The organism is Peribacillus sp. NPDC096540, from assembly GCF_050278525.1.
Taxonomy (GTDB): Bacteria; Bacillota; Bacilli; order Bacillales; family DSM-1321; genus Peribacillus.
In genome coordinates this window covers 13,219-39,200 of sequence record NZ_JBNNTG010000024.1, presented here as the reverse complement: position 1 = coordinate 39,200, position 25,982 = coordinate 13,219, and the positions used below count along the sequence as shown (strand labels likewise).

The window sequence follows — 25,982 nt, the reverse complement described above, 5'->3', positions numbered from 1 at the left end:
GGGTGCTCGAAGTTTTCAGAGCACCCTTTTCACATCTTTATTTAGTGAATATGTCCGTTAAAACCGGCACGATTTGTTTTTTACGTGATACAACGCCTTCTAAGACGGCAATGTTGTTGCTCAATGTAACGTTATAAGCTTTTTCAACTGCTTCCGTTGATTTCCCAAGAGCCAAGGCAACAGAATCATTTGTTAAAATATCCGTTACAACGAATAAGAATAAATCTAATTCTTTCGTAGCAATAACCGCTTCAATAGCTGCTTCTAATTCAGCTTGTTTTGCAAGTACTTCGTTCGGATCCACAGCATTGACTTGAGCAATCTCCACTTTCGCAGTTCCCATAGAGAATTCTTTTGCATCAAGAGTAATTAGCTGGGCAATTGTTTTGTCGCTAAGGTCAGCGCCTGCTTTTAACATTTCTAAGCCGTATGTTTCAGCATTGACTCCGGCAATCTCCGCTAATTCCATTGCTGCTGCAACGTCTTGCTCTGTGCAGGTTGGAGATTTGAACAATAAAGAATCGGAAATGATGGCAGACAGCATTAGACCTGCGATTGCTTTAGGTACTTCAATACCGTTTTCTTTATAGATTTTATTTAAAATAGTTGCCGTGCAGCCAACTGGTTCTGCGCGGTAATATAAAGGATCACTTGTTTCAAAGTTAGCGATACGGTGATGGTCGATAACTTCTAATACTCGGACTTGGTCAATGTCTTCAGCACTTTGCTGACGTTCGTTGTGATCGACTAAAATCACACCATCCGCTTCCCCTGCCACTTTTTCTACAAGACGAGGAGCTTCGAATTTGAATTGGTCTAATGCATATTGTGTTTCACCATTCACTTCACCAAGACGAACAGGTTCAGCGTTGATACCTAGTTGTTTTTTCAGATCCGCATAAGCGATAGCTGAACAGATTGTGTCTGTATCCGGGTTTTTATGTCCAAAAACTAATACTTTTTCCAAGATTATTTCTCCTTTTAATAAATATTTTTCCGGGAACCTCTATCATTACTATAAGGGAGATCCACCTTTACTATACACTTTATTTTAACATAAAATCTCTTATATTCAGTGTTTGAATTTCCCATTTCTCTATTAATTCTTTCTATCTTTTTTCCTCTTCCCTCACTTTGTCAATAGATAAGGATTGGTTTTTCTCAAATATATTAGTTGAATTATCGTCTCATATGGCTTACGATAATATAAGCATAAATACTAGATATTGATATTAAAAACCACAAAAATAACTATATATAGAATTATATATAATCCAAGGTGCCAGTGATGGCTGAAAAGGGAATCCGGTGTAAACCCGGAACTGTCCCCGCAACTGTAAATGTGACGAAATGAGAAAACCACTGTATAGCTCTTTATACGGGAAGAACTCAAAGTAGGATGATCATGAGTCAGGAGACCTGCCTGGATTTTTCACGTTTCTTATTCTTCGGGGATTGAGATGATGAAACGATAGTATAACGGCTATTTTTTCATGGCTCTTTTATTCTATCGTTTGATCCGCTCAATTTATTGGGCGGATTTTTTTATGTAACGGAAGTTTACAAGGAGGATTATTCATGACTCAAACATATAACTCTACTATAGAGAAAAATGACACAGAAACAAGTTCTATCCAGCTTGAGATGTTATCCAAGGAATTCGAAGGCCAGCTTGATATGGAAAAATTCAAAAAGCGTTTTACAAAATGGCTAGATCGTAAAAGTGAATCAACAGAAGAACAAACATCAAAAAAACTGATCCAGCTTGCTCTCGAAAGTGTGGACATAGATGCTCCAGATTGGACGTTTGTTGCTGCAGCAGAACTTTTGAATACCATGTACAGGGATGCACAAGCAAATCGGGGCTATGAGAGTGTGAGCTATGGTCCGTTCTATGAATTAATCGCAGAACTCTCTCAACTGCAAGAGGGACAACGCTACCCGATTTATAAACCCGAACTACTCAACTCTTACTCCAAAGAAGAAATAGAAGAATTGGGCTTAGAGATCGATCCGGAAAAAGATAAACTATTTTCTTATATTGGCATCTACCTATTAAACGACCGCTACCTAGCCCGTCCGAAAAAAGACAAGGTCTACGAACTGCCTCAGGAGCGCTTCATGATTATCGCTATGGAAATTATGAGAATGGAAAAAACAGAACATCGCCTACAACTTGTGAAAGAGGCATACTGGGCGATGTCCAATCTGTACATGACCGTCGCGACACCTACCCTATCAAACGCAGGAAAAACGCATGGCCAGTTAAGTTCATGCTTTATTGATGCGATTGAAGATTCTATTGATGGCATTTATCTATCGAACTATGATGCCGCTAAAGTATCTAAATTCGGCGGTGGTGTAGGACTTTACGTCGGTAAAATCCGCTCACTTGGTTCAGATATCCGTGGTTTCTCTGGAAACAGTTCAGGCACGACCCCTTGGATCCGTTTGTTTAACCAGACAGCTGTCAGCGTAGATCAATTAGGTCAGCGTAAAGGGGCAATCGCGATTTATTTGGATGCTTGGCATAAAGATATCATGAGTTTCCTTGACTTGAAGACACAAAACGGTGATGACCGGTTGAAAGCTCATGATATTTTTACAGGTGTATGTATTCCTGATTTGTTCATGGAAGCCGTACGCGATCGGAAAGAATGGTATCTTTTCGACCCACATACCGTAAAGCAAACCCTTGGATTCTCACTCGAAGATTTTTATGACGAGAAAAAAGGCGAAGGAAGCTTCAGACATCATTACGCTCTCGCTGTTGAGGCTGCGGAAAATGGCACACTTCCTAGCTATAGCTTTGAAAAAATCAACGCGATGGACATCATGAAAAGCATTATGATTTCTCAGCTAGAAGAAGGCGTACCGTATATGTTCTATCGTGATGAAATGAACCGTAAGAATCCTAATAAACATAAAGGAATGATTTATTGTTCCAACCTTTGCACAGAGATTGCTCAAAACTTAAGCCCTTCAACGATCACGGATGAATACGAAACAGAAGATGGGGATGTAGTTGTAGTTCGTAAAAGCGGCGATTTCGTTGTATGTAACCTTTCTTCCATTAATCTGCCTCGCGCGGTAAGTAGCGATGTATTAGAAAGATTGATTCCGATTCAGATTCGCATGCTCGATAACGTAATTGATGTGAACAATCTTCCGGTGAAGCAAGCATCCATCTCAAACAAGCGTTACCGGGCTATTGGCTTAGGAACATTTGGATGGCATCATTTACTTGCCACCCAGAATATATATTGGGAATCAGATGAGGCCGTTCAATATGCTGATTCTTTATACGAAAAAATTGCTTACTTAACTATCAAAGCGTCCAATGAATTGGCTAAGGAAAAAGGAACGTACCCATACTTTGAAGGATCTGATTGGCATACAGGCCAATATTTCGAACTTCGTGACTATACCGATGAAAAATGGATGGATTTAAAAGAAAATGTGCAGCAACACGGTACCCGAAACGGATATTTAATGGCCATTGCACCTAATTCATCAACGGCTAAAATCGGTAACTCCACGGATGGAATCGATCCCTTATATGAAATTGAGTTTTATGAAGAAAAGAAAAACTTCAAATTCAAAGTGACAGCACCTGGATTGACGCCTAATACGTATGAATATTATAAAAAAACACGATTTAACTTAGACCAACTGGAAAGCATCAGACAAAATGCAGCCCGTCAGCGTCATATTGACCAAGCTATCAGCTTTAACCTGTATGTCCACAACACAATCAAGGCTAAAGTTCTATTGGATATCCATTTAACAGCATGGGAAAGCGGATTGAAGTCAACATATTATGTTCGTTCCACTTCTTCCGAATATGATAATGTCTGCGAAAGCTGCTCAAGTTAACGATCAAATCAGTAATCTATTTTTAAAGGAGTTATAACGAATGTCCAATCATATCAAAAAAATTCGGATGCTCGAACCTACGCATCCAACTAAAGCAACAGGCGTATTCAAAGGGGAAGCCTCAGGCTTTCTCCTTTGGAACGATATTCAGTATGAAAAATTCTATGATACGTATACACAGCTCATCAATAACTTTTGGAAGCCTTCAAGCGTGAACATGATTCAGGATAAAAAGCAGTGGGGCGAATTGGATGAAGATATCCAGGATGCTTTCCTTGATATCCTTACTATGATTGCAGGAATGGACAGCCTTCAAACGCCCACTTTAGTGGAAATACTTCGTTATATCAAAGACCCGGCAGCAAAAGCGATCCTGGCCAACATGGCCCAGCAGGAATCTATTCATAATGAATCTTATTCCTATATCCTTGCTTCCTTGATTCCGGTAGGAAAGCAAAAACAGCTTTTCGACCGCATTAAAGAACACCCGGAAGTGATAAAGCGGAATCAACCGATTGTAGATGCCTATCAAACGTTTGTGGACGATCCCAATCCCCAACACTTATTTGAAGCACTCATTCATTCCACGAACCTCGAAGGTATTTATTTCTACCTGGCATTCGCCTTCTATTACAACTTAGGGCGCCAAAACTTAATGACCGGTTCTGCTACGATGATTTCCTATATACATCGAGATGAAATGGTTCACTTCGATTTCATTGGAATGCTCGTACAAATCTTGATGTATGAATACCCTGAGTTAAATAATGAAGAAAACACAAAGTTCATCTATACAACGATTGAAAAAGCAGTTGAACTTGAAAAAGAATGGTCTGAGTATATGCTTGAGGATATCCAAACCAAAGCAGATCTCGACTTGGAAGAATTCAACGAGTACATCGAATACATCGCCAACAAACGACTGCGTATGCTAGGACTTGAAAACTTGTATCAAGAGTATAGTGAGAACCCTATGCCCTGGATTAAAACGTTCGACGACGAATCCATAGGCCTCACCAAAACTGATTTCTTTGAACAAAAATCAAGAACATACAGTCAAGTAAATGCTAGCAATGGGTTCGATGAGCTATAAAGTTGCAATTGTCTATCATTCCGCTGGCGGCAATACAAAAGCGCTTGCTGAAGCCCTCGCTTCCCTTTTGCCAGAAGCAGGACTTTTTCGAACTAGCGAATTTGATACCAGTATATTGCCAGAATACGATGCTTTGATCATCGGTACTTATACATGGGGTAATGGAGAGCTTCCTGCCAAAACAGCTGCCTTTTATGCAGAACTAGAGCAATTACCGATTTCTCATTTAAAGACAGGCGTCTTCGGGACAGGTGAAACCAATTACAATCATTTTTGCGGAGCGGTCGATCATTTTCGGGACATGCTATTTGCCAAGAGCCAGTTATTGGTGACATTAAAAATCGAACAAATGTATCAAGAGTCAGACTTGCCAAGACTTCAAAAGTTCGCCTCTTTATTTAGGAACTGAATGAAAGGGATATGCGATTATGCATATCCCTTTCATTCGTTAATTAGTAAAAAAAGAATCCTGATTATGAAAATCATTTAGTCCCTGCATCATATTAGTTTTTTTCTTTTCAGAGGAAAAATAAAAAGACTCCAGAATCGGAGTCTTTTTTTATAAGCGTTCAATTATTTTTGAACGTTAGCTGCTTGTGGTCCACGAGCGCCTTGCTCGATTTCGAAAGAAACTTCTTGGCCTTCTTCAAGAGTTTTGAAGCCTTCGCCTTGGATAGCTGAGAAATGTACGAATACATCGTCTTGGCCTTCAACTTCGATGAAACCGAAACCTTTTTCTGCGTTAAACCATTTTACTTTACCTTGTACCATGATAGTTCCTCCTGTGTTTGGAAAAATCCATTTTATTACTATTTTTGGTTCTGGATAATGTTTCAAGAGGAATCCTATAACGGTAAATCCATCTATCAAACTTATTCCGAACAAAAATAATTACTTATATTATATCATGGAAAATCAAAAAAAAACAAGATTATCGCTGTAAATCCAACGACAAATTATCCTAAAATTCTACATTTTTCTCTTCTTACTTTGACGGAAACCTTCGTCCAGTAAATAGCGCTCTGCCTCAATCGGGCTCTCGAAACACTCCTCCAAATTCGATCCAGAGTATACGTTCCAGAGTTGATCTTCTCTAACAAGCGAAAGCTCCTGCTTTTCAAGTCCGATCCATGTTCCTTCCAACCTAGCGAACTCGTTTTCTTCTTCTTCGATTTCAACTGGAGGTTCGGATAGATAAGCTATGCTTTTTTGAATCAAATCTTTTAATTCCTCTTCAGTATAGTCACGTATATTGATAAATCCTTTACGGTCAGTTTCTTTCTTTCTCATATGACCTGCGTATACGAATCCATTTCCATTTGGATGCAGGTGCTGAACGACGATCTTTTTCTCTTGGACACTTTCCGGATAGTGGAAATTCACACGGCCAAGTGAAACATCTTTCCTCTGTAATTCAGGAAAAGTTTCAATAATGCTCAATTTTTCTTCAAATGTTAACAAATTTCTTCCTCATTTCATTAGTTCATATTGTTTGTCGATTATAACATAGACTGATTAGAAACAATAATCTTCCTCGTCATCATCTATTATAATGTAACTAAAGGATGTGATTATTTGATAAAAAAAATTCAAGTCCTAGACTCAAATTATGGCCAACAGCTTTTTATGCTTCAGAAAAAAGCCTATCAGATAGAAGCAGATATTATTGGATTTGCCGACATTCCCCCATTATTAGAAACATATGACCAATTTATAAATTGTAATGAAACGTTTATCGGCTTTTTCAAGGCCGATACATTAGCTGGAGCAATATCCTATACAAAAGAAATTATGCATATAGAGATTTGCCGAATTGTCGTCCATCCAGATTATTTTCGACAAGGAATAGCAGAAACACTGCTGAATCATCTTCAATTTACTTGTAATTGGGAAAAACTATCCGTTTCAACCGGTAAAATGAACCTCCCTGCAAGAAAACTGTACGAGAAAAACGGCTTCACACATTTAAAAGATGTAGAAGCCGCACCTCATTTTTTTATTAGCCTATATGAGAAACATCATCATTCATTTAATGTACGTCACGACAAAAAGCATGATGAATGAAATAGCAATGATTACACCGACCCATAGCCAGGCTAATGTCATATTCCCGGAGTCCATGGCGATATAAATAGCGGTAGGAATTGTCTGTGTCTTTCCGGGAATATTTCCGGCAAACATGAGCGTAGCCCCGAATTCACCCAAAGCACGTGCAGAACTCAATATGGCACCTGTGACGATTGATTTAACCGCCAATGGAAGGGATACTAGCAGAAACAACCTCCACTCGCCTGCCCCATCAACTCTTGCTGCATTCTCTATTTCTTCATCTATACTTTCAAAACCTGTTTTAGCGGATTGGTACATAAGTGGAAAAGCGACAACGGTAGATGCAATAACCGCTGCCCACCATGTGAACATTAAGGGCTGATTAAAAACCCTTTCAATGAATTCACCCAGCTTTCCGTTTTTCCCAAAAATTACAATCAATAAAAAACCGACGACAGAAGGAGGCAGAACAAGTGGTAATAAAAATGCTGTTTCCAACATGATTTTTCCTCTGAATTCCTTTTTAGCCATTATTCGTGCAAGGAAAATTCCTAAAATAAAAACAAGGATACCTGCGAGTCCCGCTACCTGGATCGACAGTCTGACTGGTGACCAAAAATCTGCTGTCATGATACTTTCCACACATCCTTAGAAAAAACCAGCGTATCTTGGACTTTGTCCGTTACTTGCATTAAATCGAACGTTTCCATCACATATTGCCCGGCTGTAACAATTTTTGGTGTGCTGCCCGCAACTGTCTTTGCTGCTATCGGCTTATTATCTTCATCCTTATGTAAAGCCATTATGGTTGTATTGCCTATAAAATCAATGCAGTCGTATATGATCCAATCATTCACTATGAAATTAAATGGAGAAAAATCAACAGGTGTAATATTGAAAATTTGCTGCTTTTGCTTCACTAAAGAACCAAAATTAAATGGCAGCGTACTATCAGTGTTTTCTTTATTAAAGGCAGATTGCATTTCATTTTCTCCCTTTCTTTTCAAAATAACTTTTAGTTTATTTTTCTTGACATATTGCTGACACAAAGAAACGTTAAAGTAAGAGTATCACAAAAACAAAAATAATTTCATTCCATAAACTTTAACACTTTGAAGGAGTCGATTTTAAATGGTAACAATTTATACTACTCCAAGCAGTTTAGCCTGTCGTAAAGCAAAAGCTTGGCTTAAGAAAAACGAAATTTCCTACAATGAACGTAATCTATATTCACAACCGCTTTCTATAGAAGAAATTAAAGAGGTTTTACGTAAAACAGAAGGCGGTACAGATGAAATCATCTCAACCCGTTCTAAAAAATTCAGTAGCTTAAATATCGATATAAATAATACACCATTAAATGATCTTTGTAAGCTTATTCAAGATAACCCGGATTTACTTCGCCGACCAATTATTTTTGACCATAAGAATTTACATGCCGGTTATAACGAAGAAGAAATGGGACGCTTCCTTCCTAGAAATGTACGTCATGTTCAATTATGGCGCGCAATCAGCCAACTGGATTATCAACCATCCCACATCGGTGCATAATTAGAGGGTTGTCCATTAAAGCGGACAACCCTTTTTTTATATCTGATTTGCTTTCTCTACAATAATTGTAAACGTCATCCCTTGTTCATTACTTTCTTTCAGCACAAGATCTCCCTTTTGCGCTTTGGCAAGCATCTTGCTGAATGGCAGTCCTAAACCTAAACCACGTATCTTCAGCTTTTTGTTTTCACCTCGATAAAACGGTTCGAACACATACTGTTGTTCATGTACAGGAATTAAAATAACTTTTAAGTTTATTTTTCTTGACATATTGCTGACACAAAGAAACGTTAAAGTAAGAGTATCACAAAAACAAAAATAATTTCATTCCATAAACTTTAGCACTTTGAAGGAGTCGATTTTAAATGGTAACAATTTATACTACTCCAAGCAGTTTAGCATGTCGTAAAGCAAAAGCTTGGCTTAAGAAAAACGAAATTTCCTATACTGAACGTAATTTATATTCACAACCGCTTTCTATAGAAGAAATTAAAGAGATTTTACGTAAAACAGAAGGCGGTACAGATGAAATCATCTCAACTCGTTCTAAAAAATTCAATAGCTTAAATATAGATATAAATAATACACCACTTAATGAACTTTGTAAGCTTATTCAAGATAACCCGGATTTACTTCGCCGACCAATCATTTTCGACCAAAAGAACTTGCATGCCGGTTATAACGAAGAAGAAATGGGACGTTTCCTTCCTAGAAAAGTACGTCATATTCAATTATGGCGTGCAATCAGCCAACTGGCTTAATCAAACCACCATCCTACATTCAGTTGCATAATAAGAGGGTTGTCCATTAAAGCGGACAACCCTTTTTTCTATATCTGATCTGATTTCTCTAAACTAATAGTAAACGTCGTCCCTTGTTCATTACTTTCTTTCAGCACAAGATCTCCCTTTTGCGCTTTGGCAAGCATCTTACTGAATGGCAGTCCTAAACCTAAACCACGTACCTTCAGCTTTTTGTTTTCACCTCGATAAAATGGTTCGAACACATACTGTTGTTCATGTACAGGAATTCCTCGGCCACTGTCCTGCACATCAATACAAATTCTATTGTCTTCTTTCTTCTCGTAAAGATTAATCTCTATTTTCCCTATGCCATCAAGTGAATGCCTGGCATTATTTAAAAGGTTAATGACAATTTGCTGCATCCGCAAAGAATCAATTTGGCCGAAAATAGGTTCTTCAGGAACCTTTATGTCCAGATTAAACTCTTGATCATCTTGGGTGACCTGCCAACGATAGGCGATTTCCTGGATGAATGTATTGATATTTTCTTTTTGAACACGAATTTTAAAGGCACCTGCTGAAATAGCATTATAATTGAGCAAATCCTCTATCATTCCTTGCAGGCGTTGTGTTTCCTTTAAGGAAATATCCAAGAATTCCTTACTTTGCTCTCCGGTAACAACATCATCCTTAACTGCTTGAATTAGTCCGCTAATGGAGGTAACCGGTGTTTTCAAATCATGGGTGACACCTGCAAGCAATTCCGCCCTTAATTTTTCCATGGCCTTTAAACGATTGGTCATTTCCTTAAATGACTCTATTAGTTCATAAATTTCTTCTTCCCTTATGTCCTCTTCCTCTTTGAAATGGATGTCATAGTTGCCCTCACGAACCTGAACGGCAGCGTTAGCGACGTCTTGAATTGGCCTCGAAATCTGTCTAGAAAGTAGATAAATGACTCCTGTGCCCAGCACGAGGAGGCCTCCAATCATGATTGCCAACAAGCCATGGTCCTGGTTGAGTTCTTTTAATGCCCCTTCTTCCTGGGCAATGACTACCCATCCCTTAGTCTCTTCATTAAACGTAATGGGAGATTTGACGACATATACTTTGTTGTCCGAAATTTTGACCTTCTGAATTAATTCAGCATTTTTCATAATAACGTTAGGAAGCTTATTTTCATCTGCATCGATATATAATTGAGGCATCGTATAAATGATGCTGCCATCGGGATCGACGATATAGATAATCGGCTGCTGGTTCAAGTGAAGGATTTTTTCCCTTTCCTCAACGATTTCCGAAAGGATAGGCCCAACGACAATCTGGCCATTTGCCTTAATCGCACGGTCAGATGTTTCATCAGCTAAGTACTTAAGGAGGCTTAGCCTATATTCTAATGCGGTTTTTTCCATCCACCACAATGAAAAAATGGATAATAATACCAATCCCGAAATCAAGGTCAATACGTATCTCTTCGTCCAATAGCGCTGCAAAGTGGTTCTTTTTCTAGTTTTCATAGACACTAAGTTGATACCCCAATCCACGCAATGTTTTAATTTCCCCTTCACAAGAAGGCCATGAATCGATTGCCTTTCTTATTCGTTTGATCGCCAGGTCCACGGCGCGGTCACTTCCATCATAATCCATGCCCCATACTTGATCGAGTAGCTGCTCTCTCGTAAAAATCTGATTCGGATGCTTAGCGAAAAAAATGAGCAGCGACAAATCACGAGGCGTCAAGTTTATCTCTTCCCCTTTTAATTTCACCATATAGGATTGATCATCAATGGATAAACTACCAAACTGATGTGTATGATTTTCTTCACCAACAATCGTCGAGGATCTTCTTAAAACGGCATGTACCCTGGCCACGACTTCATCGGCAACAAAAGGTTTAGAAATATAATCATCTGCGCCTGACTTAAATCCAGATAATCGGTAATCAACATCGTTCAGCGCAGTCAACATGATAACCGGGCACATATCGTTCTCCCGAATTTCCTTCAATATGTCCCAACCGTCCTTACCCGGTAGCATTACATCAAGTAGCACAAGGTCTGGGTTCGTTTCTTCAAAAATAGGAACAGCCTTAAGCCCATCATATACTTGGATTACCTCAAAACCCTCACGCTCTAAATATGCTTTCAATACCATAGAAATGGCAATTTCATCTTCAACGACAAGAATTTTCTTCATTAAGGGATTCCTCCTTCCTGAATTATAGTGGAATTATTTTGCATTCGCCAGCCATTCAAGTCAGCAAGGCATTTTTTCTCCATCATACCCTTTTAATGTGTCAGGATTATGTTCGCAGTAAAATTCGCGGATACTTTTTCTACATAATATTTCTATTACCTCTGCTCCTCTTCCTTTTTTTAACCTTCTCTCTAGTCTAACACTGACAATTAAAATTGTTGCTTGTACTTTCTGAGGATTCCCCTTTTACTAACACCTTAAAGAGGCTGGCTCTGACACTTGAGCCAACCTCTTTTCAATTACATGTCTCGTGGGGATTTGGACAGCCCACTTCCTGTCTTTCCACTTGAATTGTACTGTGTTCAATACCAAATTGATCATGAAGAAGCTTTTGCGCTTCTGCTAAAACTGTATCGTGATTGCCGTTTTCATCAATAACAATATGACAGCTCATCGTCAAAAAACCAGATGTAATCGTCCAGATATGGAGATCATGGATATCGGACACATTCGGCAATTCTTTCAATGAAGTTTTCACTTCTTTCATATCTACTTGGTCTGGTGTCCCCTCCATCAAGATATGAAAAGAATCCCTCACTACTCTAGAGCCGCTAATAATAATTAAAATCGCTACAACAACACTTGCAATCGGGTCCGCGATTCCCCAATCGAAGAAATAAATCAAGAGTGCGGCCGCAATTGCACCCACTGAACCAAGCATATCACCAATTACATGTAAAAAGGCACTCCGTACATTCAAGTTATCGTCTTTATCTCCGCTCATTAAAATCCATGCTGCAATGATATTCACCAGTAAGCCAATGATTGAAATCATTAGCATACCTAGACTTTGCACCTCAGGGGGATTCACAAACCTTCTAATCGCCTCGAAAAAAATAAATACAGATATAACAATCAAGGTCAATCCATTCAAACATGCAGCGATGATTTCAAATCGCTTATATCCATAAGATTTAGTCTGGGTTGCTTTTTTTTCACCTAATTTTATCGCTGTATAGCTTAGGCCGAGTGCGGCCGCATCACTTAGCATATGACCTGCATCTGACAATAAAGCCAGACTATTTGTCATAAATCCTCCAATTACTTCAACGACCATAAATGTGGAAATCAGTAGAAAAGATGCCAACAAAGCTTTTTTATTTTCAGAATGATGATGATGATGATGTCCATGCCCATCATGAGCGTGATCATGCTGATGTCCCATGCTATGCCTCCTCTCGGATTTAAAGCTTATATATAGTATGGGATAAATTCAGAATGGTTTCAAATGATTCACTTTCGCATTTTCTGCTGTAAAAATTGTGGAACTAGTGCATGTAGAAAAATCCGAGAGATTAATGCGGTTGGCCTTCGCCATTATAAAGCTAAAAATAAACGCTGCAGACTAAAATTCCTGCAGCGTGTTCCCGCTCCCTATCCTTCCTCTTGCATTGTATCATCTACAATGGCGCGCAAGTCCTTATTAAACAATTCATTATTACAGACAAGACTGTGCTGATCTATCTCTTCGTGTCCCTGAAGATTTATATCTTGTTCTTTTTCTTTCATAGTCTTACCTCCAAAAGAATCATGTTTTGCCTATTATCGTATCCCCAGGCATGTACCTTTATGCTGAATATTTCCCCATTTTTTATAATGTTTAAACCGTCCTAAACCCTCTGATTCCCATGGAAAGCACGTATAATGAATTCATGCTCAGGAACTTGTAAGTTCTTATACGATAATAAAAACAATGTGTTATCATATGTGACTTTTTCAAGATTCACCTGAATACCTCTGTCTTCAATCGAAACAATGGCATAAGGTGCTACTGGTTCACTATTACATCCGAGTGAACCTGGGTTTAAGTATATAGTTTGGTCATTTCTAAAATGATGTATGGGATGATGATGTCCAAATCCAATTAAATGGTGAAACTGATTCTTAAATAGTCTTTCTAAGTTATTTAGATTCGGTTCAACGATTTTACTAAAAGGATTTTGACTTATGTGTTCATCTAGTTTCTTCGGTTCCATATGATAATGAGTAAAGAAAAAGGAGTAATTGTTAATCATATGTTGTATGGTGCGAGGCAATTTTTCCAGTTTGGATATAAAAGTTTGATTCATTCTTTCCGCTATCCATTCATGATGCTCTTTGACATGAATGTGACCCTCTGGATGTGGTTCCCCTTTAATGATGGCCAGGACTGCTTCATCATGATTTCCAGTTATCATTGATAAATCATTTCTTGAAAATAAAAGATCCAGGACTTCATTTGTATCAGGACCTATCCCAACCATATCTCCTAAGCAATAGATATGATCAATATCAGCCCTTTCATCAATAACCCTAAGAACGGCTTTTAACGCTGAAGCATTACCATGTACATCCGTTATAATGGCAACTTTCATGACTAAGTTCAGCTCCCTTCTCTAAAAATCCACATGGTATATTATAGCATTTTAAAAACAATCAAAAAAATATTCGGGCTTATTCCCCTCATATGCCAAAGCCCATTTTTAATGAATAAGCAAACACTTCGGCCTAGAATACATAATATGAAGTATTCCCAGTAAAGATGTTTTACTAGGGATGTAATTCATAATATGTATGAGGAGGAACTTAAATGGGTGGCATGGACATGATTGTTGTGACGGTGGTGACGGTTTCGATAACGGATTTGCATTACTGATTGTATTATTTATCCTGTTAATCATCATTGGCTGCAGTTGGGATTCGGTGGATTTTAATAATAAATAATAAAAAGGCGCCTGCTAACGGCGCCTTCAGTTTGTAGACAAAAGGGGTTCGGAATTAAAACATTCCGAACCCTTTTTGAAATTTCCTTTGAATTTTGCTCAATATTAAGGCATTGGGTCTCTACGAGCCCACTATGTTAGGCCATTTTGGACCTTGCCCTGTCCAATTGACCATCTTCTTTAAATTCATGGCAGCGAAAGTGAGCATCGCCTGCATCGACTAAGTCCCCTTAAAGTAGTCCAACGCATGCCATGCTTTTCTTTTGCATCTGCGAATACACGCTCAATCGTTTCCTTGCGTTTCGCATAGATAGGTTTTACATCTTGATGATGACGCAGGTGATTTCTAAAGTAATCATTTCAAGTTGATCTTGCTGAATAGAATCATGTTTAGAAAGCATCCTTATCACCTCAAGTTTTAATACTTCTTTTTAAAACAAAAAAGACTGTAGGCAAAAGCTTATATCCAATTGTTTAAAACAAAGTGGATTGGAACGGAAGGTGTGAGACTCCTGCGGGAAAAGCGCGTCCAAGGGAGAACCCGCAGGCGCAAAAGCGCCGAGGAGGCTCCCGGACCGCCCGCGGAAAGCGAGTGCCTGAAGTGGAAAGTAACGTTCAAATTTTACACCCCCTCAAAAGAACTGTAGACAATCTCCATTACTATCGAGTTTGTCTACAGTCTGAGGCGCCTTCTTTTTTATTGATTCACTTTTGTTTCCATGTCTTAATACAACGCCAGTAACATCCCTAAATAAGATAAAAGTTTACAATTGATATTCAAATCCCATATGCAAAGAACCCATGAAAGTCTCGATTCCCTTAGATAAGGTGACTGATTCTCCTCTGTGATATCAATACTTCGTTCATAGGAATCTTCTCTCCTTTACTTCTCATTACTCGAGACATAAACCACTAGCAAGGTGGGTATCCATCTGATAGATTTCTATGGCTTTACATTTGGGTAAAGGTCATGGAAAGACTATTCAACCTGTCTTCCATTTGTTTTTTCGCATCATTCATCATCCCATCAAGTAATTCCTTAACCGTTGGAATATCATCAATCAATCCGGCCACCTGTCCGCTGTTCATAAAACCATTTTTAACATCTCCGTTTATTGCACCATTAATATGATGTTCCTCTGATGTCATTTCACGATAATCCACAGGTAACAGACCTTTTTTTTCCAATTCTAAAACTTTCACTGTGTACGGGTCCTTCAATACTCTTCTAACCTGACCAACGGATCGACCCAATATACACGTATCATTATCGAATGCTTCGAGTAGTTTTTGTTTATATGACGGATGAAACGGTGCTTCCTTTGTAGCAATTAACCTGGTTCCTAACTGGACTCCTGAAGCTCCGAGCATTAATGCAGCTGCTAACCCCTGTCCATTGCCAATTCCTCCTGCAGCCAAAACCGGTACCGTAACATTCTTGCTAATTTGTGGGATAAGGGTAAAGGTTGTTAATTCTAGATTAGAATTAATTCCGGCAGCTTCAAACCCTTCCGCAACTAATACATCCGCACCTGCAACTTGCGCTTTTTGAGCATGTTTGACAGACGCAACTATAGCAATCACTTTAATATTCTTTTTATGTAAAAGTGGAATGAAAGGAGCAGGATTTCCTGCAGATAAAGACACTATAGGAATATCATGCTTAAAGACAAGATTGATTAACTCATCTGTATATGGACTAACATTTATCGGGATGTTCAACGCAAAAGTGTTATTGGTTTTTTCTTTTGTTGCAAGAATAATAGCTTCTACCTGTTCAGGGTTCATGGTCCCACACCCTATTGTACCTAGACCCCCAGCATTAGATACAGCAGCCGCAAGACTTGCGTTGCTTATATTCCCCATACCGCCTTGTATAATTGGATATTTTATAGAAAAAAACTCACAAATACGTTTCACTTTTAACCCTCCCTATCTATTTAATGTTATACTATATTCAATAGAAAAACAATTCTGACTTTTCACAAGGAGCGATAATATGATTATTCCATACAACAATAAAAAGCCCTCTTTTGACGAAACTGTTTTTGTAGCGCCTGGCGCTCATTTAATTGGTGATATTACGATTGGGAAAGAATCTACTATTTGGTTTAACTCTGTACTACGTGGCGATGAAGATTCAATTACCATAGGTGAAAAGTGCAGTATACAAGATAACTCCACCATTCATTTATTTGAAGGTTGTCCTGTTGTTATTGAAGATGAAGTAACAGTCGGTCACAACGTTATTCTACATGGCTGTAAAGTGGGCAGACGTTCAATTATCGGTATGGGATCTACAATTTTGGATAACGTCGAAATAGGCGAAGAATGTATTATTGGGGCAAATACATTAATTGCCGCTGGTAAAAGTATACCTCCACGTTCACTCGTTATCGGTTCTCCAGGGAAAGTGGTTCGCAAATTGAATGATAAAGATCTTCAATTAATTCAACTTTCCATTGATACATATGTACAAAAAGGAAAGGATTTTAAAGAAATTCTTGATTAATTGTATGGGGTGCCACATTCTCTGAGATTTCTCCATTTACTTTAAAAAGAGCTGCAGTAAGTTGTCATTAGCGACTTTCTGCAGCTCTTTTTTACTTAATAATAAGAGGATGGTCCTTTGCATCATAGGTTTCATCTTTCCTACATAAATCATTGTTTTCCTGAAATACACTTTCAAAGAAACGGCTTGCTGGTTCAGCCAAAACTTGATAGTACTGACTAAATAATAATGCTGCATGATTACCGTTCCACTTTGAAGGCAAAAGTTCTTTAGGAAGACCCGGATCGATAAATAAAAACTTACGATACTCATGAACTAAATTTGTTCGTTCTACAAAGCAATCCGCATCTGACATTTCTCCTCTGCTAATGATGCTTTGATGAACGATGAATTGTTTACTGTACTTCTCAATGAAATCTTCGTATTTACTTTCAATCTCAGCTAATGCCCAACTTTTCTCGACAAGCGATTGATTTTCCTGGGGACCCTTATATTCTGAAATAAAAAAATCCACATATTCACTGATGTCATATTTCTCAATTAAAAGATTTATTTCTTTCTCCAAATTATTTGGTGAAATCCAGCAACCGTTAGAAAAACTGCCGAATCCGCTCCATAATAATTCCTTACGAAGATCATCGCGTAATTGCCGTTTATCTTCAGGTATCGTGTACATTAAAATACGCCATTTACCGTCCCATTCATTTGGTTTCATCTTATAAATACGATTGGCCGCTTCTTCCATTCTCTTCACGCCGCGATCAGTCAAAAAGTAATAGCTTTTATTTCCTTGCTTTTCGGACTGAATCCACCCTTGCTTTACCATTCTAGAAACGGCTACACGTACACCCTGCTCATTATGACCGAATTCCTTTAATAAACGAATTAAACTACCTATCCAGATTTTACTTCCATAATTACGGATATAGTCTCCGTAAATCGTAAAAATCATGGATTGTGTATTTGTACCTATTTTTCTCACCTCATCCATTAAACATTGTTACCGATTTCACACGGAACACGTAATTATTATTATATCTTTTTAAAATGAAACCGCAATATTATTTACCTGTAAATTGTGTCTTTCTCCGTTCGCTAAATGCTTGGAGCGCTTCCAATCTGTCTTCAGTTGGAATCGTTAATTCATATGCTTTTCCCTCGATGGCCATCCCTGTTTGTAAGTCTGTATTCATCCCTTGAGTGATAGCATACTTTGCTTGTTTAACTGCGATCGGCCCATTTTTCATAATATCTGCTGCCAATTCTTCACAAACAGATATCAGGAGGTCACGCGGAACAACTTTCAAAAGAATTCCTAATTCATACGCCTCTTCTGCTGACAATTTTTTAGCAGTAAAGATCAATTCTTTCGCTTTCATTTCACCAATTAATCTCGGCAAACGCTGTGTACCGCCTGCCCCAGGGATAATTGCCCAACTTGTTTCAGTAAGACCCAAGGAAACACCTTCAGCTGCTATTGCAAAGTCACACGACAGCAGCCATTCAAATCCCCCCCCCAGTGCATATCCATTTACTGCAGCTATAGTTGGCTGAGGAAGACCTGCGATACTATTAAATACATCGCGAATTGCTTTAACGTTTCTTCGTACTTCTGCTTCATTTAAAGTCTTTCTTTCTTTTAAATCTGCCCCTGCGCTAAATGCTTTGTCTCCTGCACCTGTGAAAATAACAACGCGGATATCCCCGTCTGTATACACCGCATTTATGACTTTCTGCAACTCAAAAAGGGTCTCATAGTCAAAACAATTCAATACGTCTGGACGATTCACTGTAATATAGCCGGTATGATTTTCCACTTTATAAATAACATTAGACATACGTACTCTCCCCCTTTATTTAAATTAGCCCTTATGTAGACTAGCTAATAAGGGCTTACTATTAATCATTCTCAATATTTTCTATAATAGCGGATATACCCTGACCTACACCGACACACATCGTGGCAAGACCAAACCGGACATTTCTCTTTTTCATCTCGTGTACCAGTGTTGTTAATATACGCGCACCGCTCGCTCCAAGTGGATGACCAAACGCTATCGCTCCTCCGTTTACATTCACTATTTCCTGATTCAACTTTAATTGGCGAATACATTCAACAGATTGAGAAGCGAAGGCTTCGTTTAATTCAACTAGCCCGATGTCTTCAATAGATAAATTAGCTCTATCCAACGCTTTTTTTGTTGCATGGATAGGACCGAGGCCCATAACCGATGGCTCTAAGCCCGCTACTGCCCCTACAATATATTTAGCCAGAGGTTTTAACCCAAGTTCCCTCGCTTTTTCTGCACTCATTAATAGTAACGCTGAAGCTCCATCATTTACACCTGAAGCATTCCCAGCCGTTACAGTACCATCTTTAAAAATTGGTTTGAGTTTTTCTAGCTTTTCAATTGTCGTGTCTGGACGCGGATGTTCATCTTTATCGACGATGACCTCATTCCCTTTCCGATCCGTATAACGAACAGGTACAATTTCATTAACAAAACGCTCATTTTCCACTGCCTTTTTCGCTCTTTGCTGACTTTGAAACGCGAATTGATCTTGATCCTTCCTTGAAACCTTAAAACGCTGGGCTACATTTTCTGCTGTTTGCGGCATGGAATCTGCTCCATACATTTCTTCAAGCTTTTTATTCGTAAAACGCCAGCCGATTGTTGTATCTTGAAGCTCCATCGACCCACGGGGGAAATCACTCTCAGGTTTGGCCATGACATACGGCGCCCTAGTCATGCTCTCAGTCCCGCCTGCTACGTAAATATCCCCTTCCCCGACAGCTATCGAGCGTGCAGCATACATAACTGCATCAAGTCCGGAGCCGCACAAACGATTAATGGTTGTTCCTGCTACGTTCACTGGAAGACCTGCTAAAAGTGCAGACATTCTCGCCACATCACGGTTGTCCTCTCCTGCCTGATTTGCATTTCCGAAAATGACATCTTCAATTTGTTCCGGCGGCAGACCAGGATTTCGTTCTGTTAGCGCCTTTATTACAATTGCACCAAGATCATCCGGACGTACGCTTTTTAAAGCCCCTTTATATCTCCCAATAGGTGTTCTCACAGCATCTACAATCACAACTTCTCTCATTTTCCCACCGGCTCTTCATTTTTAGTATAGTCGTATACACCCTTACCAGACTTGCGACCGAGCCGGCCTGCTTTTACATACTGTTCAAGAAGCGGTGCCGGTCGATATTTCTCACCAAGTTTACTATGTAAATATCTTAAATTATTTAAACGGGCATCCAGTCCCACTAAATCCCCAAGTTCAAATGGTCCCATTGGATAATTCAGTCCAAGTTTTATTGCCTTATCGATTTCTTCAGGTGTACCTAATCCTTCTTGAAGCATATAGAAAGCTTCATTTCCAACCAGGCAGCTAATTCTGCTTGTTACAAAACCAGGGAATTCGTTAATGACCACTGTCTCTTTTCCCATTTTCTCAGCAACCTCTTTTATTACCGCTGCCGTTTCATCACTGGTTTCAAGGCCACGAACAATTTCTACTAATGGCATTTTTTGTACAGGATTGAAAAAATGCATCGCGATCGTTTTTTCAGGACGCTTTCCATAAGAACCAATTTCAGTCGGGCTCATAGTGGAAGTATTAGTAGCAAAATAGCAGTTTTCTTGTGCATGTTCTTCGATTGTTTCAAAAACGGATTTCTTAATTTCTGTCCGTTCTGGAACTGCTTCTATAATTAGATCAGCTTTTGCAGCTGCTTCTTTTAAATTGGAAGAATATAAAAATCGGCTTTTTGCTGCGTTTGCTTCTTCTTGGGTGATTTTGTTGTAGCGAACCCCTTTTTCAAAAATAGTTTCAATCTCTTTTTTCGCACTTTCCAATGCATCTGGATTCACATCTACCAATATTACGTCAAAGCCGCCCGTTGCCCCTACATAGGCTATACCTCTGCCCATAACTCCAGAACCTACAACCACTATATTTCTAATCATTCGATCATTCTCCTTTTAAATAGATAAAGCTGGCTGCAATAAATCAGATCAGCATTCAACTATACCTGAATTACTTTTCTGACAGATTATTCAGCCAGCTTCCTATTCAATGTTTTTATTTAATACCAAAAGGATTTAATGGACGGCTCCCATGATAGGAAATGATGCTTTTTGTTTCTGTATAAAGATCCAATGTCTCAATACAAAGTTCCCTGCCGAATCCTGATTGTTTATAGCCGCCAAAAGGTGTTCCAGGAAAAGCTGAGAATGGACAGTTGACCATGACAATCCCTGCTTCGATTTGATTTGCCACACGAGTTGCGCGGCCTCCATCCTTTGTCCAAAGGGCAGAACCCAAACCAAATTCCGTATCATTCGCTAGTCTAATGGCTTCTTTTTCATCTTTGAACTTCATGATAACGACAACTGGACCAAATATTTCTTCTTTAACGACATCCATGTCATGATTAACATTCGCAATGACTGTCGGCTCATACCAATAACCACTTTCAAATCCTTCAATAACAGCTTGTTTTCCACCCACTAGGATTTCTGCTCCATCAGCAATAGCAGATTGAACATATTTTTCGATAACATCCAATTGTCCTTGATCAATGACTGCACCTACATGTGTTTCTTTATCTAATGGATTGCCTAATTTCAGTTTTTTCGTTTTTTCTACGAATCTAGTGACAAACTCATCGTAAATATCTTCATGTACGTATAAACGTGATCTCGCCTCACAAGATTGACCTGTATTGTAGAAAATACCATATAGAGACCCATCAATAGCTGCTTCAATGTCAGCGTCTTCAAAGACAATATTAGGAGATTTTCCGCCAAGCTCCAATGTTACCCTTTTTAATGTCTGCGAGGCTTTGCCCATAAGATCTCTTCCGATTGGCGTAGATCCTGTGAAGGCTACTTTATTCACTTTCGGATGTTCAACAAGATAATTCCCTACGTCAGATCCAGGACCAGGAATGATATTGACTACCCCAGAAGGAACGCCTGCTTCCATACAAATTTCCCCTAATACAATGGCAGTAAGCGGAGTTAAAGATGCCGGCTTAACAATGACAGAACAGCCCACTGCAATGGCCGGTGCAATTTTCCAAGCTGCCATCATCAATGGATAGTTCCAAGGAATGATTTGCGCACATACTCCCACAGGTTCTTTTTCCGTATAGTTATGGAATTGACCTGGAACATTATTGACTGATCCACGATGTCCAACTAAAGCTCCCGCATAAAACTCGAAGTCTTCTATCGCCTGCATAACTTGACCTTGCGCTGCAGAAATGGATTTCCCACTGTTCAAAACCTCTAATTCTACTAATTCATTGAAGCGTGAACGCATAATAGCCGCAATTTTGTTTAATACACGAGACCGCTTATTGATCGGTGTTTTTTTCCATTTACCATTATCAAATGCTTCACGTGCAGCTTGTACTGCTTTTTCTGCATCTTCCTTAGTAGCCTTTGCAACCTTGGCAATGACTTCGCCAGTCGCAGGATTAATGGCATCAATAGTAGATCCGTTAGAACTTTCCACTCTTTCGCCGTTAATAATTAGGTGGTAATAATCACGCTTCGTTTCTGCTTTTTCAAATACTGTTTCTTGAACTTTAACCATGTAATCCCACTCCCTTTTTCATATTATTTCCCAATAAATTGAGCTTTTCTTTTCTCTGTAAAGGCTGTTACACCCTCAGAATAATCTATCGTTAAGCCAGCAATTCTCTGACCTTCTGCTTCTTCTTTTAAATATTCTTCCAACGAAAGGTGATAAGATGCCTCTAAGTATCTTTTGATTAATCCAATTGCTTTCGTAGGTTTGCTTGCGATGTTTTCTGCAAAGGCTTTCACTTGCTCGTTCCATTCTTCCACATTGATTACTTTTGTAGCTAGACCCATGTTTTTCGCCTCAGCAGCAGGCACCTTTTCTCCAAATACGGATAATTCCAATGCTTTTGCATGACCAACAATTCGCGAAAGGTAATATAGATTTCCTGAATCTGGAATCAAACCGATATTGACAAAAGCATTTAAAAAACTGGCTTTCTCAGAAACTAGACGGAAATCACATGCCAGCGCCAGACTGAAGCCTGCCCCTGCAGCCACTCCATTTACTGCTGCAATAATTGGTTTTTCACAGCTTGCTATTTGCTGCATCATCGGACCGTAATCTTCACGGAGCATTTGCCCTAAATTCACACCTTCATCCACTTCAGATAAATCTTGGCCTGAACAAAAGGCCCTGCCTTCCCCAGTAATGATAATGGTACGAACTTCTTCAGAGCTCGCCGATGCTTTGATCGCTTTTTGTATTTCCCTATTCATTTGAGATGTAAAAGCATTAAGTTTATCAGGACGGTTTAAAGTAAGCCAGGCCACTCCGTTTTCAACCTTATAAGTGATTGTTTCGTACATAGAGCACTCCTTATCCGCCTTTAAAATTAGGCTTTCTTTTTTCAACAAATGCCTTCATTCCTTCTTTTTGGTCTTCTGAAGCAAAAAGGATATAGAAGTTCTTCCGTTCATATTGCATTCCCTCATATAGGGAATAATCAACGGCTTTATTGACGGATTCTTTAATCATCCTGACAGCTAACGGTGGCTGTTCGGCGATTTTTCTAGCAAAATCAACCGTTTCCTCCATTAACAATTCTGGTGCAACAATTTTATTAATAAAGCCATATTGTAAAGCTGTCTTTGCATTAATCCTTTCGGCAGTCAATATCCATTCAAGTGCCTTCGTCTTGCCTACCAATTTCGTCAGTCTTTGCGTTCCGCCTGCACCCGGCATGACTCCAAGAGTAACTTCAGGAAAGGAAAACTGTGTGTCACTTGCGGCGATCAAAAAGTCGCAGGATAAAGCAAGTTCAAAACCGCCGCCGAATACAAAACTTTTTACCGCACCAATTACGGGCTTTTTAACTAGACCTATTCGGTCCCAATCAGCAAACTGGTTTGTTAACTCCATACTGATTGGATTGTCATTCACCATCTCGTCAATATCAGCTCCAGCAGAGAAAGCTTTCCCATTGCCCGTTAGCAAAATCACCTTCACTTCGGAATCACGGTCAAATGCTTCCATTGAAGAAACTATTTCGCTGACCATTTGTCGATTCAATGCATTCAATTGCTTCGGGCGATTTAAAAAGATATAGCCAATTCCGTCCTCAATTGAAGTTTCAATAAATTGAAGCGCATTCATTTTACTTCTTCACCAATCATCATCGTTACAAGTTTCCCAGCAAAGCCCATTAAGTCTTTTCCTGATGCTTTTCCTTCAGGAGAACGCATTCCTTGTTGAAGTGCTTCATGGTCTTCATAATACATTTCACATAGAATGTGATATTCAGAGTCTTTGCCCATTGGGGTTCCGACTATTTTAGTGACTTCCATTTTTTGAAGACCAGGGATTTTTTCCGTGATTGGACCGTGTACATTGAAATAATGCTCATCAAACGCTTCCTTATTTTCAGGCTGTTTGTATAGGGCAATTAACTTTACCATTTTATGAACCTCCATTTTTTTAGATAGTTTTTATCATAGGTTTCATCGCTTCGAACGGATTTTTACATGCTTTGCAATATAAAATGCTACGGCAAGCTGTTGGGCCGAATATGTTTTCCATCGTGACATAGGTAGATTCACAATACGGGCAATCTACATGCCATGATCCATCTTTTTTCATTTGTCGAGGAGGAGGGGAGATCCCGAAAGCCTTTAATCCCGCTTTCCCCTTTTCCGTAATCCGGTCAGATGTCCAGGAAGGGGAACGTAGAAATTCCACACTTACATTTCTAACGGCAGTCAGCTGTTTTATGGCTGTCTCCACATTTTTCTGGATGATGGACAGTGCTGGACATCCTAGAAAAGTTGGCAGCATTTTTACTGAAACGTCCGGTCCCGAAACCGTCACATTCTCAACCATCCCTAAATCCAGAATACTGACTGTATCGATTTCGGGATCTTTAACGTCTTCCAGTAGTTTATAAATTTCTTCTGTGTTTAACAGTACGGTCGACATGGTACCCCTCCCCTTTTTCTAATATTTCACCAAGATGCTGCTTTATCGCTTGCGTATACTTCGCTTAACGTTTCTAACGCTTTCTCCAAATCTTCTGTATGGTGTCCACTGCGTCCATCGCCTTTGACCATTCCGACCTCAATAGAGTGCGCCAACCCTACACTTTCAAAAACCGGGGTAACTTTCTGAATCCACTTATTCAATAAAACCGCTTCACTTTCTATCAAACCCTGCTTCACCATTTCATCTCGAAAATGACCAAGTGAAAATACTCCTTGAAAATCCTGTAATGTTTTCTCAATAGCTGCTTTCATTCGCGAAACTGCTTCTTCGTGACCTGAACCCAGCAATTGAATGAACCATGTTTTCCAGTGCATCAAATGATAGTAAAGTTCCATCTGTACCTTTTGGGCTACTTCAGCCAGCGGCTCATATGAACTTGACTGAAGGGATTGAATCTTAATCGCTTTAGCTTGGGTATATAAATAATTTCGTACTACTGCAAAAGCCCAATCATAATCCGGGTCCTCCATATAGTTTCCAGGACCATTGACCACTTCTAAAATTATCGCATTACGCCGTTCTTTCGCGGGACGATCGTGGGCTAGCTGATCTGCATCCCCTTCACCGAGTTCTTCCAATAATTTATAGAATATGGCTGCATGACCCATCGTATCTTGGGCTATCGAGGAAGATGCTACATCTTCTTCGATATGTGGAGCGAGTCCTAGCCACTCTGATCCACGATATGAATGGATAAAGTCATCGTCCGCCAATTGAAACAACAATTCCTTAATTGCGGTGTTATCCAATGATGAATTATTCTCCATTTTTCACGCCTCCTGCCCAAGACATTATCTCTTTTTCATCGAGCATTTCCTGCTCGTACTTCCGCCATTTTTTCTTTAGATACCCATAACCTTTAGTTGTCCTGTAATCTTTATTATCTATACGTTGAAGTGTTTTCTTTTCTTCAACCGTCATTTTCCGTATATTCTGTCTTTTCACAACCCAGATATCATCAACCGCTTCACGTCTCATGAAATTTTCTTGTGCCATCATGATGGCGATATCCTCATTAGGGGCTAGCAGGCTAAAATGATATTGGACTGGTGAAGTCTGAGTTTTACGGCTAAATACTTCAAATTCTTCAAAGTAAGTTTTTTGTCTAGTTTCCATATTGC

General features: G+C 39.2%; 31 protein-coding genes, 1 pseudogene and 1 riboswitch. Of the genes and pseudogenes, 8 read left to right on the top strand and 24 right to left on the bottom strand.

All coding sequences use genetic code 11. From position 1 onward, the window contains the following. Positions 1–37 precede the first annotated feature (37 nt). Positions 38–967, bottom strand: coding sequence for a manganese-dependent inorganic pyrophosphatase (locus tag ACQKMR_RS19095; RefSeq protein WP_427698721.1), 930 nt, complete (start codon positions 965–967; stop codon positions 38–40). Between the two features lie 293 nt (positions 968–1,260). Beyond that, a riboswitch (cobalamin riboswitch) is annotated at positions 1,261–1,441 on the top strand. A 137-nt stretch (positions 1,442–1,578) separates the two neighbouring features. Here ACQKMR_RS19095 and ACQKMR_RS19090 point away from each other — a divergent pair. The 3 genes from ACQKMR_RS19090 to ACQKMR_RS19080 are packed head-to-tail and all read left to right on the top strand — an operon-like array spanning position 1,579 to position 5,378. Then, the gene (locus ACQKMR_RS19090) at positions 1,579–3,876 is read left to right on the top strand and encodes a ribonucleoside-diphosphate reductase subunit alpha (RefSeq protein ID WP_427698720.1); all 2,298 of its coding nucleotides are present in this window, start codon (positions 1,579–1,581) and stop codon (positions 3,874–3,876) included. Positions 3,877–3,916: 40 nt separating this feature from the next. Next, on the top strand, positions 3,917–4,969 hold the full coding sequence (locus ACQKMR_RS19085) for a ribonucleotide-diphosphate reductase subunit beta (RefSeq protein ID WP_427698719.1): 1,053 nt from the start codon (positions 3,917–3,919) through the stop codon (positions 4,967–4,969). Continuing rightward, the gene (locus ACQKMR_RS19080; RefSeq protein WP_427698718.1) at positions 4,959–5,378 is read left to right on the top strand and encodes a flavodoxin domain-containing protein; all 420 of its coding nucleotides are present in this window, start codon (positions 4,959–4,961) and stop codon (positions 5,376–5,378) included. Before ACQKMR_RS19085 ends, ACQKMR_RS19080 begins: the two co-directional genes overlap by 11 nt. A 164-nt stretch (positions 5,379–5,542) precedes the next feature. Here ACQKMR_RS19080 and ACQKMR_RS19075 read toward each other — a convergent pair whose 3' ends face one another. Both ACQKMR_RS19075 and ACQKMR_RS19070 read right to left on the bottom strand, forming a co-directional pair. Continuing rightward, entirely contained in the window at positions 5,543–5,740 is a 198-nt protein-coding gene (locus tag ACQKMR_RS19075) for a cold-shock protein (protein WP_028393295.1), read from the bottom strand. Positions 5,741–5,938: 198 nt separating this feature from the next. After that, positions 5,939–6,430 carry a hypothetical protein gene (locus tag ACQKMR_RS19070; protein WP_427698717.1) on the bottom strand — a complete coding sequence of 164 codons (492 nt, stop codon included), beginning with the start codon at positions 6,428–6,430 and terminating at the stop codon, positions 5,939–5,941. A gap of 114 nt (positions 6,431–6,544) precedes the next feature. On the opposite strand from ACQKMR_RS19070, the gene ACQKMR_RS19065 reads away from it, so the two are divergent. Continuing rightward, positions 6,545–7,033: a GNAT family N-acetyltransferase gene (locus tag ACQKMR_RS19065; RefSeq protein WP_427698716.1), complete on the top strand. Its 489-nt coding sequence runs from the start codon at positions 6,545–6,547 to the stop codon at positions 7,031–7,033. On the opposite strand, the gene modB is transcribed toward ACQKMR_RS19065, so the two are convergent. Both modB and ACQKMR_RS19055 read right to left on the bottom strand, forming a co-directional pair. Next, complete coding sequence (gene modB / locus ACQKMR_RS19060) at positions 6,995–7,648, bottom strand: molybdate ABC transporter permease subunit (protein ID WP_427698715.1); 654 nt, start codon at positions 7,646–7,648, stop codon at positions 6,995–6,997. The genes ACQKMR_RS19065 and modB overlap by 39 nt on opposite strands. Then, complete coding sequence (locus ACQKMR_RS19055; RefSeq protein WP_427698714.1) at positions 7,645–8,001, bottom strand: hypothetical protein; 357 nt, start codon at positions 7,999–8,001, stop codon at positions 7,645–7,647. The genes modB and ACQKMR_RS19055 overlap by 4 nt, the downstream gene beginning before the upstream one ends. Positions 8,002–8,149: 148 nt before the next feature. Here ACQKMR_RS19055 and spx (ACQKMR_RS19050) point away from each other — a divergent pair, with 148 nt between their 5' ends. After that, positions 8,150–8,569: a transcriptional regulator Spx gene (gene spx, locus ACQKMR_RS19050; RefSeq protein ID WP_053344784.1), complete on the top strand. Its 420-nt coding sequence runs from the start codon at positions 8,150–8,152 to the stop codon at positions 8,567–8,569. A gap of 36 nt (positions 8,570–8,605) precedes the next feature. Here the strand turns inward: spx (ACQKMR_RS19050) and ACQKMR_RS19045 are convergent, their stop codons facing one another. Beyond that, complete coding sequence (locus tag ACQKMR_RS19045; RefSeq protein ID WP_427698713.1) at positions 8,606–8,839, bottom strand: ATP-binding protein; 234 nt, start codon at positions 8,837–8,839, stop codon at positions 8,606–8,608. A 95-nt stretch (positions 8,840–8,934) separates the two neighbouring features. Between ACQKMR_RS19045 and spx (ACQKMR_RS19040) the strand changes: the two genes are divergently transcribed. Continuing rightward, a complete protein-coding gene (gene spx, locus ACQKMR_RS19040; protein WP_427698712.1) occupies positions 8,935–9,330 on the top strand; it encodes a transcriptional regulator Spx in 396 nt (131 codons plus the stop codon). 68 nt (positions 9,331–9,398) lie between these two features. Here spx (ACQKMR_RS19040) and ACQKMR_RS19035 read toward each other — a convergent pair whose 3' ends face one another. The 5 genes from ACQKMR_RS19035 to ACQKMR_RS19015 form a co-directional block, all read right to left on the bottom strand. Beyond that, positions 9,399–10,829, bottom strand: coding sequence for an ATP-binding protein (locus tag ACQKMR_RS19035; RefSeq protein WP_427698774.1), 1,431 nt, complete (start codon positions 10,827–10,829; stop codon positions 9,399–9,401). Further along, on the bottom strand, positions 10,819–11,508 hold the full coding sequence (locus ACQKMR_RS19030) for a response regulator transcription factor (RefSeq protein WP_427698711.1): 690 nt from the start codon (positions 11,506–11,508) through the stop codon (positions 10,819–10,821). The genes ACQKMR_RS19035 and ACQKMR_RS19030 overlap by 11 nt, the downstream gene beginning before the upstream one ends. A gap of 295 nt (positions 11,509–11,803) precedes the next feature. Continuing rightward, on the bottom strand, positions 11,804–12,733 hold the full coding sequence (locus tag ACQKMR_RS19025; protein ID WP_427698710.1) for a cation diffusion facilitator family transporter: 930 nt from the start codon (positions 12,731–12,733) through the stop codon (positions 11,804–11,806). Between the two features lie 209 nt (positions 12,734–12,942). Then, positions 12,943–13,077: a hypothetical protein gene (locus tag ACQKMR_RS19020; protein WP_427698709.1), complete on the bottom strand. Its 135-nt coding sequence runs from the start codon at positions 13,075–13,077 to the stop codon at positions 12,943–12,945. Between the two features lie 101 nt (positions 13,078–13,178). After that, positions 13,179–13,922 (bottom strand): metallophosphoesterase family protein, encoded by a 744-nt coding sequence (locus tag ACQKMR_RS19015; RefSeq protein WP_427698708.1) that lies wholly within the window; start codon positions 13,920–13,922, stop codon positions 13,179–13,181. Positions 13,923–14,121: 199 nt separating this feature from the next. Here ACQKMR_RS19015 and ACQKMR_RS19010 point away from each other — a divergent pair, with 199 nt between their 5' ends. Then, entirely contained in the window at positions 14,122–14,271 is a 150-nt protein-coding gene (locus ACQKMR_RS19010) for a YjcZ family sporulation protein (RefSeq protein ID WP_427698707.1), read from the top strand. Between the two features lie 120 nt (positions 14,272–14,391). Here ACQKMR_RS19010 and ACQKMR_RS19005 read toward each other — a convergent pair. Together ACQKMR_RS19005 and ACQKMR_RS19000 are read right to left on the bottom strand one after the other, a co-directional pair. After that, positions 14,392–14,612 (bottom strand): annotated as a pseudogene (locus tag ACQKMR_RS19005) (transposase); the annotation flags it as partial. A 609-nt stretch (positions 14,613–15,221) separates the two neighbouring features. Then, complete coding sequence (locus ACQKMR_RS19000; RefSeq protein WP_427698706.1) at positions 15,222–16,190, bottom strand: NAD(P)H-dependent flavin oxidoreductase; 969 nt, start codon at positions 16,188–16,190, stop codon at positions 15,222–15,224. 79 nt (positions 16,191–16,269) lie between these two features. Between ACQKMR_RS19000 and ACQKMR_RS18995 the strand changes: the two genes are divergently transcribed. After that, on the top strand, positions 16,270–16,782 hold the full coding sequence (locus ACQKMR_RS18995) for a gamma carbonic anhydrase family protein (RefSeq protein ID WP_387592248.1): 513 nt from the start codon (positions 16,270–16,272) through the stop codon (positions 16,780–16,782). Between the two features lie 91 nt (positions 16,783–16,873). On the opposite strand, the gene paaX is transcribed toward ACQKMR_RS18995, so the two are convergent. From paaX to paaB, 11 genes are all read right to left on the bottom strand, one after another. Next, the gene (gene paaX / locus ACQKMR_RS18990) at positions 16,874–17,773 is read right to left on the bottom strand and encodes a phenylacetic acid degradation operon negative regulatory protein PaaX (protein ID WP_427698705.1); all 900 of its coding nucleotides are present in this window, start codon (positions 17,771–17,773) and stop codon (positions 16,874–16,876) included. A gap of 70 nt (positions 17,774–17,843) precedes the next feature. Next, on the bottom strand, positions 17,844–18,620 hold the full coding sequence (locus tag ACQKMR_RS18985; RefSeq protein WP_427698704.1) for an enoyl-CoA hydratase-related protein: 777 nt from the start codon (positions 18,618–18,620) through the stop codon (positions 17,844–17,846). Between the two features lie 61 nt (positions 18,621–18,681). Beyond that, positions 18,682–19,890, bottom strand: a complete 1,209-nt coding sequence (locus ACQKMR_RS18980) for an acetyl-CoA C-acyltransferase (RefSeq protein WP_427698703.1) — start codon at positions 19,888–19,890, stop codon at positions 18,682–18,684. Then, the gene (locus tag ACQKMR_RS18975) at positions 19,887–20,759 is read right to left on the bottom strand and encodes a 3-hydroxyacyl-CoA dehydrogenase (protein WP_427698702.1); all 873 of its coding nucleotides are present in this window, start codon (positions 20,757–20,759) and stop codon (positions 19,887–19,889) included. Before ACQKMR_RS18975 ends, ACQKMR_RS18980 begins: the two co-directional genes overlap by 4 nt. A gap of 115 nt (positions 20,760–20,874) precedes the next feature. Beyond that, positions 20,875–22,395 (bottom strand): aldehyde dehydrogenase family protein, encoded by a 1,521-nt coding sequence (locus tag ACQKMR_RS18970; RefSeq protein WP_427698701.1) that lies wholly within the window; start codon positions 22,393–22,395, stop codon positions 20,875–20,877. 23 nt (positions 22,396–22,418) lie between these two features. Next, complete coding sequence (locus ACQKMR_RS18965; RefSeq protein ID WP_427698700.1) at positions 22,419–23,192, bottom strand: enoyl-CoA hydratase-related protein; 774 nt, start codon at positions 23,190–23,192, stop codon at positions 22,419–22,421. Positions 23,193–23,202: 10 nt separating this feature from the next. Next, positions 23,203–23,979 (bottom strand): enoyl-CoA hydratase/isomerase family protein, encoded by a 777-nt coding sequence (locus ACQKMR_RS18960; RefSeq protein ID WP_427698699.1) that lies wholly within the window; start codon positions 23,977–23,979, stop codon positions 23,203–23,205. Next, on the bottom strand, positions 23,976–24,281 hold the full coding sequence (locus ACQKMR_RS18955; RefSeq protein WP_053344772.1) for an EthD family reductase: 306 nt from the start codon (positions 24,279–24,281) through the stop codon (positions 23,976–23,978). The genes ACQKMR_RS18960 and ACQKMR_RS18955 overlap by 4 nt, the downstream gene beginning before the upstream one ends. A gap of 19 nt (positions 24,282–24,300) precedes the next feature. Continuing rightward, positions 24,301–24,798, bottom strand: coding sequence for a 1,2-phenylacetyl-CoA epoxidase subunit PaaD (paaD, locus tag ACQKMR_RS18950; RefSeq protein ID WP_427698698.1), 498 nt, complete (start codon positions 24,796–24,798; stop codon positions 24,301–24,303). 26 nt (positions 24,799–24,824) lie between these two features. Continuing rightward, positions 24,825–25,628, bottom strand: a complete 804-nt coding sequence (gene paaC, locus ACQKMR_RS18945; protein ID WP_427698697.1) for a 1,2-phenylacetyl-CoA epoxidase subunit PaaC — start codon at positions 25,626–25,628, stop codon at positions 24,825–24,827. Next, positions 25,618–25,977 carry a 1,2-phenylacetyl-CoA epoxidase subunit PaaB gene (gene paaB, locus ACQKMR_RS18940; RefSeq protein ID WP_201182242.1) on the bottom strand — a complete coding sequence of 120 codons (360 nt, stop codon included), beginning with the start codon at positions 25,975–25,977 and terminating at the stop codon, positions 25,618–25,620. Before paaB ends, paaC begins: the two co-directional genes overlap by 11 nt. Between the last annotated feature and the right edge of the window lie 5 nt (positions 25,978–25,982).